The following is a 14,221-nucleotide window of genomic DNA, read 5'->3' on the forward strand; positions in this document are numbered from 1 at the left end:
CCGGCCCCGGATCGCATCGCCCTCCGGCCCGGATCGCATCGCCCCCGGCCGCCCGGTCCACACCCCCCGGCTGCCTGGCCCGGGGGATGTGCCCGGGGTCGCCCGCCGGGCGGTCAGCGTCCGGGCACGGGGACCGCCCGGGCGGACGGCGCCGCCAGCCGGCGCACCCAACGGCGTAACGGCGACACCGACGCCGCGACCGGAGTGAGCAGCACGACGATGATCAGCAGGGCGTCGAGGAAGAGCGTGGCGAGGACGACGAGAACGGCCAGCGACGCCACGGTGCGGGCGGTCACCGACGCCGGGCGGGCCGGTGCCCGGTGGGCGCCGTGGTGGCGGACGGGAATGCGGGGTGGAGCCATGGTGCCTGGTACCTGCCTCGGAGATCGGGGTGCGGCGCCACTCCTACCCCCTGTGACCTGCCCAAACACGCCCGATGGCAAGCGCCACAACCCGCCGCGCCCGCCTGCCCCGGCGCAGGGAGTCGCCGCTGCGGTGCCCCGGGCGCGCGACGCCGGTGCGGCGCGCGGCTCGGGCGCGGTGCAATGCCGGCCGGGCGCGGTGCGTCAGGTGAGGCGGCGCAGCCAGCGACGCTGCCAGGGCGTCTCCACGGCCCGCGGGCGATAGGTGGCGCGCACCCAGTCCACCGCCTGCTCGGGCGGCAGCCCGTCGAGGATCGCCAGCGCCGCCAGCGCGGTGCCCGTACGCCCGGTGCCGCCCCGGCAGGCCACCTCGACGCGTTCGCCGTCGTGGGCGCGACGCAGTGCCTCGGTCAGCGCGTCGATCGCGTCCGCCCGGTCGACCGGCACCCAGAAGTCGGGCCACCGGATCCGCCGGTGCGGCCAGGCGGGCGTCGGTCCGGGGGCCAGCAGCAGGGCGAAGTCGGCGGGCGACGCCTCGTCCGCGACCCGTCGTCCCCGCACCCGCGCCCCACTCGGCAGTACGACGACCCCCACCTGCTCGCCCCACACCCGTACATCACTCATCCCCCCATCCTCACGCCCGCCCCGCTCCCCCGCTGCCCCGCCGCGCCCACTCGCCCGCCCGCCCGCCCGCCCGCATCGATCATGGGGTTAGCGGCGAAGTCGATCTCCGCTGGTGCCGCCAACCTCATGATCACCGGGTGGAGGAACGGGCGGGAGGGGCAGGAGGGCGAGGGCGGGTCAGCCGTGGGTGGAGGGGGTGGGTGGGGGTTGGGTTCGGGGGCGGGCGCGGAGGTGGGCGCGTTCGCCCTGTCTGCCGAAGAGGCTGAGGAACTCGACCGGCTCGGCGTCGGCCGACCCGAACCAGTGCGGTACGCGGGTGTCGAACTCCGCCGCCTCCCCCGGCGTGAGCACGAGGTCCTGGTCGCCGAGGACGACCCGCAGCCGCCCGTTGAGGACGTAGAGCCACTCGTAGCCCTCGTGGGTCTGCGGATCGGGCTCCGCCCTGCGACCGCCGCCCGGGATCACCAGCTTGTACGCCTGGATGCCGCCAGGCCGGCGGGTCAGGGGCAGCATGGTCATCCCGTGGCGGGTGATCGGGCGCAGGTGGACGCGCGGGTCGCCGGTGGACGGGGCGTCGACGAGTTCGTCGAGCGTGACGCCGTGCGCCCTGGCCAGCGGGAGGAGCAGTTCGAGGGTGGGCCGGCGGGAACCGGACTCCAGCCGGGAGAGCGTGCTCACCGAGATGCCGGTCGCCGCCGACAGGTCGGCCAGGGTGGTCTCCCGCTGCCGGCGCAGCGCGCGCAGCCGGGGACCGACCGCGCCGAGCGCCTGGTCCAGGTCGTCGTCCATGCCGCCATCTTGCCACTATGGCAACAATGTTTGCCACCTTGGCGGCGGCGACCGCATCGTGGGTCGCGGGAGGTGGTCACGGTGACCGATCGGTTGGATGGCAGCTACGACGTGGTGGTGATCGGAGGCGGCGCCGCGGGGTTGAGCGGGGCGCTGACGCTGGCCCGGGCGCGACGGTCGGTGGTGGTGCTCGACTCGGGCGCTCCCCGCAACGCCCCGGCCGAGGGCGTGCACGGGCTGCTGGCCCGCGAGGGGATCCGGCCGGCCGAGCTGCTGGAACGTGGCCGGGCGGAGGTACGCGGCTACGGCGGCCGGGTGGTCACCGGCGAGGTCGCCGCCGCGAACCGCGACGACGACGGCTTCACGGTGACGCTGGCCGACGGTCGAACTGTCCGCGCGCGCCGGCTGCTGGTGGCCACCGGGCTGGTGGACGTGCTGCCGGACGTCCCGGGGCTGCGGGAGCGCTGGGGCAGGGACGTGCTGCACTGCCCGTACTGCCACGGCTGGGAGGTCCGCGACCGGGCCATCGGCGTGCTGGCCAGCGGGCCGTTCTCGGTGCACCAGGCGCTGCTGTTCCGGCAGTTGAGCGCCGACGTCACGTACTTCTGCCACACCATGCCGCCGCTCACCGACGAGCAGGCGGAGCAGCTGGCGGCCCGCGACATCGGCGTGGTGGGCGGCGAGGTCGCGTCCCTGGAGGTCGTCGACGACCGCCTCGTGGGCGTACGGCTGGGCGACGGCACTCTCGTGCGCCGGGAGGCGCTGGCCGTCTCGTCGCGGATGGTGGCGCGCGCCGGCTTCCTCGCGGCGCTCGGGCTGCGGCCCGCGGCACACCCGGCGGGGGTCGGCGAGCACCTCCCCTCCGACGCGACGGGTCGCACCGACGTGCCCGGGCTGTGGGTCGCCGGCAACGTCACGGATCCGGCGGCCCAGGTCGGTGCCGCCGCGGCGGCCGGCGTGGCCGTCGGGGCCCAGATCAACGCCGATCTCGTCGCCGAGGAGACCCGACGGGCCGTCGCCGCCCGTCGCGCCCCCTTCTCCGCGAAGTCGGAGGCGGCACTCTGCGAGCAGGTGGTGGGCGACCGTCGCCACGGCCTCTGACGTCCCGACAGGCGCCGATGGGCCGCCGCGCCGGAACGCGGCGGCTTGGGGGCGTACGGCGCCCCGGCCGGAGGTCGGCATGACGCCGGCGCGGCGGCCCAGCCCGGGAAGCCCTGGCGCGGCGGCTCAGGCGGGAGGCGGACCGACGCGGGCGCGGGCCTTCCTGGCGCACGCGTCGAGCACGAGACGGGAGTCCAGCCCGAGGCTCTCGATGGCGACCAGCGCGGTGAACGCCGCGTCCGCCAGTTCCGCCGCCACGTCCTCGCGGCTGTGCGTGACGCCCTTGCGCGGGTTCTGGCCGAGCAGACCGATCCAGGCGCTCGCCGCCTCCCCCGCCTCCTCGGTCAGCTTGAGGATCCGGCAGGTCATTTCGGTCTGTCCGGTGCCGTTGGCGGCGTCCAACCAGCCGCGCGAGGCCCGGACCGCGTCCCAGAGCGACTCGTCCACGCGACCAGTGAACCGGACGGAGGTCACGGTCCGTATCGCGGGACGGTTCGCGGGTAACCGGGTCCGGGTGGTAGCAACAGGGTCTACCAGCGCAAGTGAAGGGACGTGTCGTATGCCGGAGACCGTGGAGACGGTGTTCACCAGCGTGGTCGCCCGCAATCCGGGCGAGCCGGAATTCCACCAAGCGGTACGCGAGGTGCTGGAGAGCATCGGCCCGGCGCTGGCCAGACACCCCGAGTACGCCGAGGCGCGGATCATCGAGCGGATCTGCGAGCCGGAGCGGCAGGTCATCTTCCGGGTGCCGTGGGAGGACGACCGCGGCCGGATCCAGGTCAACCGGGGCTTCCGGGTGGAGTTCAACAGCGCGCTCGGCCCGTACAAGGGCGGGCTGCGCTTCCACCCGTCGGTCTACCTCGGGATCGTGAAGTTCCTGGGCTTCGAGCAGATCTTCAAGAACGCGTTGACCGGGCTGTCGATCGGTGGCGGCAAGGGCGGCGCGGACTTCGACCCGAAGGGTCGCTCGGACCGGGAGGTGATGCGGTTCTGCCAGAGCTTCATGACCGAGCTGTACCGGCACATCGGCGCGGACACCGACGTGCCGGCCGGGGACATCGGCGTGGGCGGCCGGGAGATCGGCTACCTGTTCGGCCAGTACAAGCGGATCACCAACCGGTACGAGTCCGGGGTGCTCACCGGCAAGGGCCTGGCGTACGGGGGCGCGCAGGTGCGCCGCGAGGCGACCGGCTACGGGGCGGTCTTCTTCGCCGACGAGATGCTCCGGCAGTCCGGCGACAGCCTGGAGGGCAAGCGGGTCGTGGTCTCCGGCTCCGGCAACGTGGCGATCTACGCGATCGAGAAGGTGCACCAGCTCGGCGGGCGGGTGGTCGCCTGCTCCGACTCGTCCGGCTACGTCCTCGACGACAAGGGCATCGACCTGGAGCTGCTGCGGGAGCTGAAGGAGCAGCGCCGGGCCCGGCTCGACGACTACGCCCGGCACGTGCCGCACGCGGTGGCGGTCTCCGGCCGTACCGTCTGGGAGGTGCCATGCGAGTTGGCGCTGCCGTGCGCGACGCAGAACGAGATCGGCGGCGCGGAGGCCGCGGCGCTCGTGGCCGGCGGCTGCGTCGCGGTGGTGGAGGGCGCGAACATGCCCACCACACCGGAGGCGGTACGCATCCTCGGCCGGGCCGGGGTGCGCTTCGCGCCGGGCAAGGCGGCCAACGCCGGCGGGGTGGCGGTCAGCGCGCTGGAGATGCAGCAGAACGCCAGCCGGGACTCGTGGACGTTCGCCGAGTCGGAGCAGCGGCTGCGCGACATCATGCGCAACATCCACGACCGCTGCTGGAACACCGCCGAGGAGTACGGGCTGCCCGGCGACTACGTGGCCGGGGCCAACATCGACGGGTTCCGCCGGGTGGCGGAGGCGATGCTGGCCCACGGCCTGATCTGACGGGGCGGCCGGTCCGCCGCGCCAGCGCCGCCGCGGCCGACGCGCGTCCTCCCGCCCCGGCGACGCCGGCGGCTCAGAAGCTGCTGACCAGCTTCACGAACGCCTCGTCGATCATGGCAGGGTCGGTGGCGTCGAACGCCTTGCCCGACGACGCCTTGGCGATCCGGTCCAGCGTGGCGAAGTCCGAATCCCCGTCGAAGGCGATGCAGAAGACCTTCACCGGGCGCCGCGGGTCCAGGGCGACGTCGGCGAGCAGCCGGTTCAGGTCGTTGTCCCGGGCGTACTCGTTCTTGCCGTCGGTCAGCACGACGACGGCGTTGATCCGGTCCGGGTCGTACCGGTCGAGCACCTGCTCGTGGGCGGCCCGGACCGTCGCGTAGAGCGCTGTGTCCCCCGCGACGTGCAGGCCGGCGATCCGGCTGTTGATGCGCTTCTGGTCGAAGTCGCCGAGCCGGACCTCCTCCCGGTAGGGGCCGTCGGGCCGCTTCGGGGTCTCCGAGGAGAACGACCAGAGCCCGACCCGGTCCTCGGAGTTGAGCAGCGCGAGACCCTTGGCCGCCGCCGCCGACGCGACCTGGAAGCGGGTGCGGTCGCCGACCCGTTCCTGCATCGACCCGGAGGTGTCCAGGGCGATCAGGATGTTGGCCTTCTTGCGCAGCGTGCTCCAGCCGGTCAGCATCGCCTCGACCACTCCCGGGTTCGGCGGCGCGAAGTAGGTCAGCCCGCCGGTGGGCTCGGCGCCGACGCTGGCGAGCAGCCCCGCCGAGGCCCGGCGCTCGTGGTCGCGGAAGCCGAGGCGGACGAAGCTCTCCTGCTGGTCGTCCGCGGTCAGGAACGTCAGGAAGTCGTCCGCCGCCGCGCGCTGCCGTTCGTCGGCGGAGGGGAGCACCACGAACGGGTGGTCCAGGTTGAAGGTGCCCTCCTTCGGGTGTACGGCGACCAGCGGCACCTTCGGCCGGGGGCCCCGCTCCTGGCCCTCCTGCCGCGGGCTCAACCCGCCCTCGTTGTAGAGGTGGACCAGTTCCTCCTGCATGACGATGGCGCTCATGTCGCCGGCGCCGGCGCCCGTGCCGGCCAGGTCGGCCTCGGCGAGGTCGCGCAGCAGCTCCACCGAGTCGTCGCTGTAGTGCGACACGTTGGCCTCGATCTGCCGGACGAACCGGGTCACCTTCGGATCCGCCAGGTCCGACGTGGTGAGGTCGCTGGAGCGCTGCGCGGCGGCGTAGTAGGTGGCGATGGTCGCCGCCAGCCCCGAGGTCGAGAGGTTCGGGTTGTCCTTGCCGAAGGTGAACCGGCCCCACTCCGGTTTGCCGAAGCCCGCCCAGCCCTGCCGCCCGGAGAGGCCGAGGATCTCCCCCCAGCCCAGCGGCCCGCGCTGGCGTACCAGCTCGCCCTTGGGCTGCGGCATCGCGATGACCAGCGGGCTGTTGGCGATCGACGGGTAGCGGCCCGGGGTCTGCGGCGCCCGCCCGGCGGCCTCGTCGAGCAGCCGCAGCTGGCCCGTCCAGAGGCTCGACGTCGGCAGCCAGACCTGCGGCTGCGGCAGGGCGGTGCCGCGCCAGCCGGCGGCCAGGACCTCGGTGGCCTTGCCCGAGTTCAGGGCGCTGACGTGCACCTGGGCGCAGCCGCCGTCGTCGAGCGACCGGTCGCTGTCGTTGTACCGCTTCGCCAGCTCGACCAGCAGCGCCGCCTTCTCGGTCGAGGAGTTCACGTCCAGGCGGACGGCACAGTCGGCCCGGGGCCGGTCGGTGCCCGCGTCCCGCTGCCGGACGAGCACGAACGCCCCGACGATGACCAGCAGCCCGGCGGTGACGGCCGCGGTGTACGGCAACCACTGTCGTGCGCGCGGCGGGGCTGGGGCCATGGGGACGTCCTCCTCGGCGGTCAACTGATGGCAGTCAACCTATCGGTGCGGTGCCACCGGCAGCGCCCGACCCGGCGTCCGGGACGAACCTCCCCGCGCCCATCCGCGCCCCTCGGTCAGGGGCGGTCGCCGAGCGCCGTCGCGACCAGCAGCCGAACCGCGTAGACCACGACGAAGGTGGCCGCCCCGGTCGCCGCGGCCACCTCCACCGCGCTCGCCGCGACGTAGCCGGCCGCGGCGCCGACCGAGCCGAGGAAGATCGCGGTCGAGATGCCCCAGGCGTCGGTCGACTCCCGGCGGAGCCGCCGCCCCCAGCCGCCGCCCGCCTGGTCGGCGGGCACGGAAGCCGTGGACGGGCTCTGCTGATGTCGCGCCGGTTCCGGCCGGGCCGCCGGTGCCGTACCGACTCGGGTCGGCGCAGTCGGTTCCGGCGACGTCGTCGGCCCGTCCGACGCGGTACGGGGCAACGGCAGCGGCTGGTCCGGCGTCGGCGCGCCGGCAATCTCGTTGCCGAATTGGAGCACGGTCTCCCGGCGCAGCGGGCCCGCGTCCCGGACGTCCTGCCCGAGCAGCCGCATCAGCACCTCTTCGGCCTCCGGCCGCTCCGCCGGGTCCTTGGCCAGGCACTGCCTGATCAGCTCGTCGAGGCCCGGTGGCAGCGCGGGCAGGTCGGGCGGCTCGTTGAGCACCCGGTGCATCACCGCGAAGAGCGAGTCGGTGCCGAACGGCGGCCGGCCCCCGGCGGCGAAGGCGATGGTGGCGGCCCAGGCGAAGACGTCGCAGGGTGGCCCGACCGAGTCGTTGCGGAACCGCTCCGGGGCCATGTACGCGGTGGTCCCCAGCACCCGGCTGGTCACCGTCTCGGTGACGCCCACGGCGCGGGCGATGCCGAAGTCGATCACGCGGGGGCCGTCGCGGCCGAGCACCACGTTGTCGGGCTTCAGGTCGCAGTGCACGACGTCGCAGCGGTGGATCGCGGCGAGCGCGGTGGCCGTACCGACGGCGAGGCGGTGCAGCGCGTTGCCGGCGACCGGGCCCTGCTCGCGGACGTGCCGGTAGAGGGTCGGGCCCTCGATGAACTCGCTGACCACGTAGGGGCGTTCGCCGTCGACCTCGGCGAAGAGCACCTGCGCGGTGCAGAACGGCACGACGCGGCGCGCCGCGGCGATCTCCTTCATGAACTGCGAGCGCGCCCGCAGGTCACTCAGGTCGATGTTGATCATCTTGACGGCCACCTGGTGGCCCTGGTCGTCCTCGCCGAGGTAGACCACGCCCTGGCCGCCCGCGCCCAGCCGACCGAGCAGCCGGTAGGGGCCGGCGGTCACCGGGTCGTGCGTCCACAGAGGCGCCAGCCCCGGCACCGGCGCGCCGGCCACTCCTGTCATCCCGACTCCATCGCTGTCGTGTCCCCGGCCACCCGGCAGCGGAGGACACGGTCATGGTGCCATGCCCCCGCCTGCTGGCCGAGGGTGCCCGGGACGTAAGGCCGGCCTCCACGGGCGGGCCCCGGCGGATCGGGTGGGCCGGCGCGGAAGCGCGATCGAGGCGGTACGGGACGGGCTGGCGCCCGTCGGAGGGTCTCCGACGGGCGCCAGCCGTTTCGCGGTGTCCGGGCACTGCCCGAAGGGGAGCTTCACCGTCAGCGCGCGGCTCCCATGCCGAAGCGGTGGCGCTTGCGCCAGACCAGCGACAGCAGCAGGAGCACCGCGCCGGCGCCGACCAGGCCGCCGCCGAACTTCATCGGGGTGCTCAGGCTGTCGCCCGTGACGGGCAGCGGCGGCGCGTGCTTCTTGAGCACGGTCAGCGTCGCGGTCGCCACCCGGTTGTACGTCTGGCCTTCGGCCCGGAACGTGTACGTGCCGGGGTGACGCGGCGTGTAGGTGGTGCGGAAGTAGCCGTCGTCGTCAGCCGTGACCTCCAGGGTCCTGGGGTTCGGCTGGGGTGCCTGCTGGAACGAGACCGGCGCCATGGCGACGATCTCGCCGTCGCTGCGGCGCGCCTGGTCGGCGCCCGGCACGGCGGCGGCGAGCGGCGACGTGCTGACGGTGATGATCACCCTCTCGCCCGGCCCCCAGCCCCTGCCGATCAGGGTGGCGGTCTGGCCGACGACGACGGTCGTCGGGGTCACCGTGAGTGTCGGCGTCGGGGTACCGCCCGGCGGGTAGATCGGTGGTTGTGGCGTTCCGGTGCCCGGCGTCGGCTGCGGCTGCGCCGCCCCCGCTGCGGTCGGCACGGCCAGCACGGCCAGACCGACCGTGAGCGCCATGATGATGCGGGATAGCCGCATGATTGGTTCCCTCCTACTGATCACAGCTTGGTGCGGAAACAACTTGGGTGGTCCATGGGGTGACGGTGGGGGTCAGCCACAGCTCGGCGGCACCGACGCCGGTGGTCGCCGTCAGGACGGTGACCTCCAACGTGCGGGAGGCCCCCGGGCCGACCTCGACGTTGGCGGTGCTCACCTGGCGGCGCCGTTCGGTGCCGCTGCCCACCGCCGTGTCGACGCCGTCCAGACGGGCGGCGAGCACCGCCCCGCCAGCGGGGCTGTGCACCGACACCAACGTGCGGACGGTGTACGGGTCACCGGCCAGACCGAGGCCGAGGACCGACTGGCTGAGGCCCGACTTCGGCGCCGACGAGCGCAGGGTGACCCGGAGTCGGAGCTCCCGGCGGCCGTCGGGCCGGCAGTCGCCGACCGCCAGGGTCGCCGACGGCCGGAGGTAGTAGCCGAGCTTCGCGCCACTGCCGTCGTTGAGGAACACGCCGACAGTGGGCACGGTGTCCTTCTCCGGAAGCGCCCCGGCCAACCGGCTGTCGCCGATCTTCCGTTGCTCTTCGGGTCGGGCACTCCAGAACAATATCCGGCGTTCAGTGACAGCACGGTCAAATGAGGACAATAACGCCTTCGGGTCTACATTCTTCGTGACCAGCGCGTCGAACACGGCGGCGGCGGAGGCGGCGAAGAAGGCGTCCTGTTCCTCGTTCTCCATCCGCTGGTAGCTGTCGCTGAGCACCGTCCGCACGACCTTCTCGGCGGCCAGCGGCACACCCCCCGGCACCATCACCGGCCCGGTGGCCTTCAGTAGATACGACAGCACCACCGGGTCGACGGCGAGCACCCCGTCCACGGTGGTGCCCGTACGCCGGCGGAACATCTCCCGGTAGAGGGCGGCGGCGGTCGGGAAGTGCGGGGTGAGGTTGACGTTGGCCGGATAGATCCCGGGCAGGTCGGCCCAGAGGCTGCGCACCTCGGCGGGCACCTTCAGCGGCGGCTGGAACCGGCCCAGCGTGCTGCTGCTGCCCTGCCGCCCCATCCGGACCCGCCCGTCGGCCGCGTGGATGACCGCGTACGCGCCGATCATCCCGCCGGTGGCGCGCAGCTCGGCGGGGTTCTGGGAGACCACCAGGTAGGTGCGGGATCCGTCGGCGCCCAGCAGCGCCGGCAGCAGCCGGCTGGCCTCGCTCGCGGCGGCGGTCAGGCCGGCCAGCCGGTCGATCTCGCCCCGCAGGTCGCCGAGCGCCTGGCGGACCTGACCGACCAGGCCCTCGGTGGGCACCGTCGCGAGGCTGTCCCGGGCGCCCTGCACCGTGGCGTCGACCCTGGCCAGCTCGGCCGACAGGGCCCGCAGCCGACCCACGTCCAGCCGCCCGCCCGTCGGCACCAGGCCGGTCAGGTCGGCGCGCAGCAACGGCGGGAACGCCTGCCGGGCCAGGTCGTCGATGGCCACCGAGATCTGCCGGACGGCCACCAGGTTGTCCCCCGCGTACGGGGTGTGCCGACCGACCCACCAGCCGGGGTCGCCGGTCGCCGCCCGGGCACTGCCGGACTGCTCCTGGAGCGCCGCGAGGGTACGCTGCGCCCGGGCGGTGTCACCGCCGACCACCTGGGCGCTGAGCTCCCGGGCCAGGCCGGCGGCGTTGAGCAGGTGGGCGCGGGCCTGCCAGCCCCGGAAGCCCACCCAGCCACCGGTCAGCAGCAGCAGCGAACCCACCACGAGGGCGGCGAGCAGGGCCCGGCGCAGCTGCCGCCGCCGGCGGGAACGACCACGCCGTCGACGCGGTCTCGCGCTCTCCGTCACACCACACGTCCTTCCTGGGGAGCGGCGGGCGGACCCCGGTCCGCTGCCGCTCCACACTGCTAACGATCGTTTTCGCCCTAAGATGACGCGGTTGACCGATATGCGAGCCCCGCTCGCCCTTTCACCGGCGGCCGGGGCGCCCGGCGGCCGCCTCGTACAGCAGCCGTTCGATCCGGTCCACACCCGCCGACATCGACATCTCCCGCAGGTACGCCTCCCGGCCGCGCCGGCCCATGTCCGCCCGGGCGGGCGGCGGGATGGTGGCGGCCAGCCAGAACCGGTCGGCGAGGCTCGCCCAGTCCCCCGGCGGGCAGGAGAGCCCCGCCCGGGCCCGTTCCACCAGGTCCGCGGTGTCGCCGCCGGCGGAGGCCACCACGGGCACGGCGCAGGAGAACGCCGCCTGGAGCTTCGCCGGCAGGGTGCTGCGCAGCTCGGGCAGGTCCCGCAGCATGACGAGCTGGTAGTCGGCGGCCGCGTACAGGTCCGGCATGTCCGGCGGAGACCGCCGCTCGACGAAGCGCACGTTCTCGGCCCGCAGGTCGGCGGCGAGCCCCCGCACCCGCCGCTCGTCCGCGCCCGAGCCCACCAGGACGAGGTCCACGGTGTGGTCCAGCGCCGCCGCCGCCCGTACCGCGGTCTCCAGGCCCTGCCGGGCGCCGATGGTGCCGGCGTGCATCACCACGCACCGCTCGTCGCGCCGGACCAGCCGGTGAGCGGCGCGGCTGGGCCGGGCGGGGTGGAAGATCCGCTCGTCGGTCCAGTTGAGCACCACCCGCACCCGGGCCGGGTCCACACCCGCCTCGACGACCCGGTCGCGCAGCGACGGCGCGGCGACCGCGATCCCGTCCGCGGCCCGGTAGACCCGCGCCATCGCGGCGGCGATCCGCCCGGCCCACCGCCCGTTCTCGGCCCCGACCGGCTCGTCCTCCGCCCAGACGTCCTGCACGTGCACGACGGTCGGCACCCGGCCCAGCAGGCGGAGCAGGCCCGCCGCGGCGAAGGCGTTCGCCGGCGGCAGGTGGACGTAGAGGGCGTCGACGTCGGCCAGGAACCACCGCCCGGTCACCGTCGCGCTGCCGGCGAACGACAGGTGGCCGGCCATCCGGCCGCGCAGCGACCCGTCCCCGGCCGAGTAGCGCGGGACCCGCCGGACCGTCAGCCGCTCGCTGCGGGTCTCGTACCGCCAGCGCTGCCGCCAGCCCGGGTAGACGTGGCCGCCGGGATAGTCGGGGAAGCCGGTCAGCACCTTCACCTCGTGCCCCCGGACGGCGAGTTCCTCGGCGAGACTGCCCGGGATGAACGCCGGCTCGGGCGGGAAGTGGTACGACAGGATCCCGATCCTCACCGACCCGCCTCCGTCCGGCCGGGACTCCTCGGCGCGGCACCGTGCCGTGGAGTCGTGCGGCCCGCGTACGATGCCGACATCCCCTCCACGTCCGGCCGGCTCCGACGGCCGGCGACCGGCGCGGCGCCACCGTCCGCGACGGCACCGACGAGAGGGGTCCGCATGGTCGACCGGGTGTTGTTCGTCTGCCACGCCAACCTGTGCCGGTCACCGATGGCCGAGTACATCGCCCGTCGCCTGCTGGCCGGGCGCGCGGTGACGGTCGCCAGCGCCGGCACGGACGCCGTCGACGACCTGCCGATGCACCCGCACGCGGCGGACCTGGCGGCCGAGACCGGCGGGGATCCCACCGACTTCCGCAGCCGGCGGCTGCGCCCGGAGCACCTGGCCGGGGCGACGCTGGTGCTCACGGCCACGCGCCGCCAGCGCTCGGTGTGCACCGCCCTCGCGCCGGCCGCGCTGCACCGGACGTTCACCCTCCGCCAGTTCGGCCGGCTGGCCTCGGCCGCCGACCCGACGACGGATCCGGCCGACGGTCCCCTGCGGGCGGCGGTCGAGGCGGCCGCCCGCGCCCGGGGGCGGCTGCAACCCGCCACCGGGGACGCGGACGACCTGCGGGACCCGATCGGCGGCACCGCCGCCGACTTCCGACGCTGCGCGGAGGAGATCGAACGGTCGATGCGACCCCTCGCGGCGCTCATCGCGACAGCCGGGTGAGTTCCTGCGTACGGTCGCTGACGACGCCGTCGGCCCGCTCCGCGTGCCGGGCGGACGGGGTCGCGTCGGCCGGCACCTCCGCAGTCGCGGCGGCGGCGACCACCCGGTAGGCCTCGTACTGGTACGCCTCCGCCTTGGCCACCTTCGCCATGTTCAGCACGCAGCCGAGCAGCCGGACGGAGACCGAGTTCAGGGCGCGGGCGGCCTGCGCCACCTGGCTGCGGGAGGTGCGGCCCTGCTGGGAGACCAGGAGCGCGCCGTCGGCCTGCACGGCCACCACCACGCCGTCCGTCACGGCCAGCAGCGGGGCGGTGTCGATAATGACGATGTCGGCGGACTCCCGCAGAGCGAGCAGCAGGTCCGCCATCGCCTTGGAGCCGAGCAGCTCGCTGGGGTTGGGCGGCGCCGAACCGCTCGGGAGCACCAGCAGGGACTTGTCGCCCCAGCGCTGCACCACGTCGCCGACCTGGACGTCGCCGACCAGCACGTCGGTCAGCCCGATGCCCGCGTCGAGCCCCAGGTAGTCGGCGACCTTCGGGCGGCGCAGGTCGGCGTCGACCAGCAGCACCCGCCAGCCGGCCTCGGCCAGGGCGATCGCCAGGTTGCAGGAGAGCGTGGTCTTGCCCTCGCCCTGCAGGGCGCTGGTGACCGCGATGACGCGGGCGGGCTCGTGCACGTCGACGAAGCGCAGGTTGGTGCGTAGCTTGCGCACCGCCTCGGCCCGGGCGGAGTTGGCCGCCGCGCCGACGATCAACGGCTCCGACTTCGCGGTGCTCTCGAAGGGGATCTCGCCGAGCAGCGGGCTGCCGGTCGTGCGCCGCAGACCGGCGGCGTCGCGCAGGCGGACGTCGGCGACCCCGCGCAGGATCGCCAGGCCCACGCCGGCGAGCAGGCCGAGCAGCGTACCGACGGCGAAGTTGCGGACCGGCTGCGGCGAGACGGGCGTCGGGGTGACCCGGGGCCCGCTGACCACCTCGATCCTGATCGGGCCGGCCTTGCCGTCCTGGGTCGTCTCCACCTTCTGCACCAGCTGGACGAACTGCGCGGAGAGCACCTCGGTGACCTTCAGGGCCCGGCTCTGGTCCGTGTCGGTCACCGACGCGCGCAGCAGCACGGTGCCGGTCTCGGTGGAGGTGCTGACCCGGCGCTGGACCTCCTCGGCGGTGAGCCCGACGGGAGCCTCGGCGACCACGCTCTGCGCGAGGCGGTCGCTGGTCAGCAGTTCCGCGTAGGACTTGACCCGCTGCTGGAGGAAGAGGCCGCCCTGGTAGGCGTCGGTGACGCCCTGGCTGGGCGTGGTGACGAAGAAGGTCACCGAGGCGACGTAGCGGGGCTGCGCCCGGACGGTGACGAGGGCGGTGACGCCGAGCGCGACCATGACGGTGAGGAGCACGATCCACCAGTGCCGGCGCACGAGGCGGAGTTGGCGGTACAGGTCCATCA

Annotated in this window: 13 protein-coding genes; 3 read left to right on the top strand and 10 right to left on the bottom strand. The window is 74.3% G+C overall.

All coding sequences use genetic code 11. The annotated features are described in order from the left end of the window. Nucleotides 1-113: 113 nt before the first annotated feature. The 3 genes from ACN27A_RS05445 to ACN27A_RS05455 all read right to left on the bottom strand — a co-directional run bounded on the left by ACN27A_RS05445 (nt 114) and on the right by ACN27A_RS05455 (nt 1,775). Nucleotides 114-362, bottom strand: coding sequence for a hypothetical protein (locus tag ACN27A_RS05445; RefSeq protein ID WP_421450177.1), 249 nt, complete (start codon nt 360-362; stop codon nt 114-116). A gap of 204 nt (nt 363-566) precedes the next feature. Beyond that, the gene (locus tag ACN27A_RS05450) at nt 567-986 is read right to left on the bottom strand and encodes a protein-tyrosine phosphatase family protein (protein WP_421450178.1); all 420 of its coding nucleotides are present in this window, start codon (nt 984-986) and stop codon (nt 567-569) included. A gap of 177 nt (nt 987-1,163) precedes the next feature. After that, entirely contained in the window at nt 1,164-1,775 is a 612-nt protein-coding gene (locus ACN27A_RS05455) for a helix-turn-helix domain-containing protein (protein WP_421450179.1), read from the bottom strand. A gap of 81 nt (nt 1,776-1,856) precedes the next feature. Between ACN27A_RS05455 and ACN27A_RS05460 the strand changes: the two genes are divergently transcribed. After that, a complete protein-coding gene (locus ACN27A_RS05460) occupies nt 1,857-2,876 on the top strand; it encodes an NAD(P)/FAD-dependent oxidoreductase (RefSeq protein WP_421450180.1) in 1,020 nt (339 codons plus the stop codon). Between the two features lie 126 nt (nt 2,877-3,002). Here ACN27A_RS05460 and ACN27A_RS05465 read toward each other — a convergent pair whose 3' ends face one another. Further along, nucleotides 3,003-3,323 (bottom strand): MazG-like family protein, encoded by a 321-nt coding sequence (locus tag ACN27A_RS05465; protein WP_421450181.1) that lies wholly within the window; start codon nt 3,321-3,323, stop codon nt 3,003-3,005. Nucleotides 3,324-3,435: 112 nt separating this feature from the next. Between ACN27A_RS05465 and gdhA the strand changes: the two genes are divergently transcribed. Continuing rightward, a complete protein-coding gene (gene gdhA / locus ACN27A_RS05470) occupies nt 3,436-4,773 on the top strand; it encodes an NADP-specific glutamate dehydrogenase (RefSeq protein ID WP_421450182.1) in 1,338 nt (445 codons plus the stop codon). A gap of 73 nt (nt 4,774-4,846) precedes the next feature. On the opposite strand, the gene ACN27A_RS05475 is transcribed toward gdhA, so the two are convergent. The 5 genes from ACN27A_RS05475 to ACN27A_RS05495 form a co-directional block, all read right to left on the bottom strand. Further along, a complete protein-coding gene (locus ACN27A_RS05475) occupies nt 4,847-6,637 on the bottom strand; it encodes an extracellular solute-binding protein (protein ID WP_421450183.1) in 1,791 nt (596 codons plus the stop codon). A 116-nt stretch (nt 6,638-6,753) separates the two neighbouring features. Next, complete coding sequence (locus ACN27A_RS05480; RefSeq protein WP_421450184.1) at nt 6,754-8,022, bottom strand: serine/threonine-protein kinase; 1,269 nt, start codon at nt 8,020-8,022, stop codon at nt 6,754-6,756. A 254-nt stretch (nt 8,023-8,276) separates the two neighbouring features. Further along, nucleotides 8,277-8,924, bottom strand: coding sequence for a hypothetical protein (locus tag ACN27A_RS05485; protein ID WP_421450185.1), 648 nt, complete (start codon nt 8,922-8,924; stop codon nt 8,277-8,279). 13 nt (nt 8,925-8,937) lie between these two features. Next, on the bottom strand, nt 8,938-10,716 hold the full coding sequence (locus ACN27A_RS05490) for a DUF4012 domain-containing protein (protein WP_421450186.1): 1,779 nt from the start codon (nt 10,714-10,716) through the stop codon (nt 8,938-8,940). A gap of 121 nt (nt 10,717-10,837) precedes the next feature. After that, a complete protein-coding gene (locus tag ACN27A_RS05495; RefSeq protein WP_421450187.1) occupies nt 10,838-12,061 on the bottom strand; it encodes a glycosyltransferase family 4 protein in 1,224 nt (407 codons plus the stop codon). Nucleotides 12,062-12,223: 162 nt separating this feature from the next. Here ACN27A_RS05495 and ACN27A_RS05500 point away from each other — a divergent pair, with 162 nt between their 5' ends. Further along, nucleotides 12,224-12,778 (top strand): low molecular weight phosphatase family protein, encoded by a 555-nt coding sequence (locus ACN27A_RS05500; RefSeq protein WP_311411159.1) that lies wholly within the window; start codon nt 12,224-12,226, stop codon nt 12,776-12,778. Here the strand turns inward: ACN27A_RS05500 and ACN27A_RS05505 are convergent. Beyond that, nucleotides 12,759-14,219 (bottom strand): polysaccharide biosynthesis tyrosine autokinase, encoded by a 1,461-nt coding sequence (locus tag ACN27A_RS05505; protein ID WP_421450188.1) that lies wholly within the window; start codon nt 14,217-14,219, stop codon nt 12,759-12,761. The genes ACN27A_RS05500 and ACN27A_RS05505 overlap by 20 nt on opposite strands. Nucleotides 14,220-14,221: the final 2 nt, after the last annotated feature.

The sequence above is a fragment of the Micromonospora sp. WMMD737 genome (assembly GCF_049179055.1).
Classification (GTDB): Bacteria; Actinomycetota; Actinomycetes; order Mycobacteriales; family Micromonosporaceae; genus Micromonospora; species Micromonospora reichwaldensis.

Bases quoted from the DNA above. Each gene is read 5' to 3' on its own strand.
- ACN27A_RS05445 (WP_421450177.1), bottom strand. From the start codon at position 362: ATGGCTCCACCCCGCATTCCCGTCCGCCACCACGGCGCCCACCGGGCA.
- ACN27A_RS05450 (WP_421450178.1), bottom strand. From the start codon at position 986: ATGAGTGATGTACGGGTGTGGGGCGAGCAGGTGGGGGTCGTCGTACTG.
- ACN27A_RS05455 (WP_421450179.1), bottom strand. From the start codon at position 1,775: ATGGACGACGACCTGGACCAGGCGCTCGGCGCGGTCGGTCCCCGGCTG.
- gdhA (WP_421450182.1), top strand. From the start codon at position 3,436: ATGCCGGAGACCGTGGAGACGGTGTTCACCAGCGTGGTCGCCCGCAAT.
- ACN27A_RS05475 (WP_421450183.1), bottom strand. From the start codon at position 6,637: ATGGCCCCAGCCCCGCCGCGCGCACGACAGTGGTTGCCGTACACCGCG.
- ACN27A_RS05480 (WP_421450184.1), bottom strand. From the start codon at position 8,022: ATGACAGGAGTGGCCGGCGCGCCGGTGCCGGGGCTGGCGCCTCTGTGG.
- ACN27A_RS05485 (WP_421450185.1), bottom strand. From the start codon at position 8,924: ATGCGGCTATCCCGCATCATCATGGCGCTCACGGTCGGTCTGGCCGTG.
- ACN27A_RS05500 (WP_311411159.1), top strand. From the start codon at position 12,224: ATGGTCGACCGGGTGTTGTTCGTCTGCCACGCCAACCTGTGCCGGTCA.
- ACN27A_RS05505 (WP_421450188.1), bottom strand. From the start codon at position 14,219: ATGGACCTGTACCGCCAACTCCGCCTCGTGCGCCGGCACTGGTGGATC.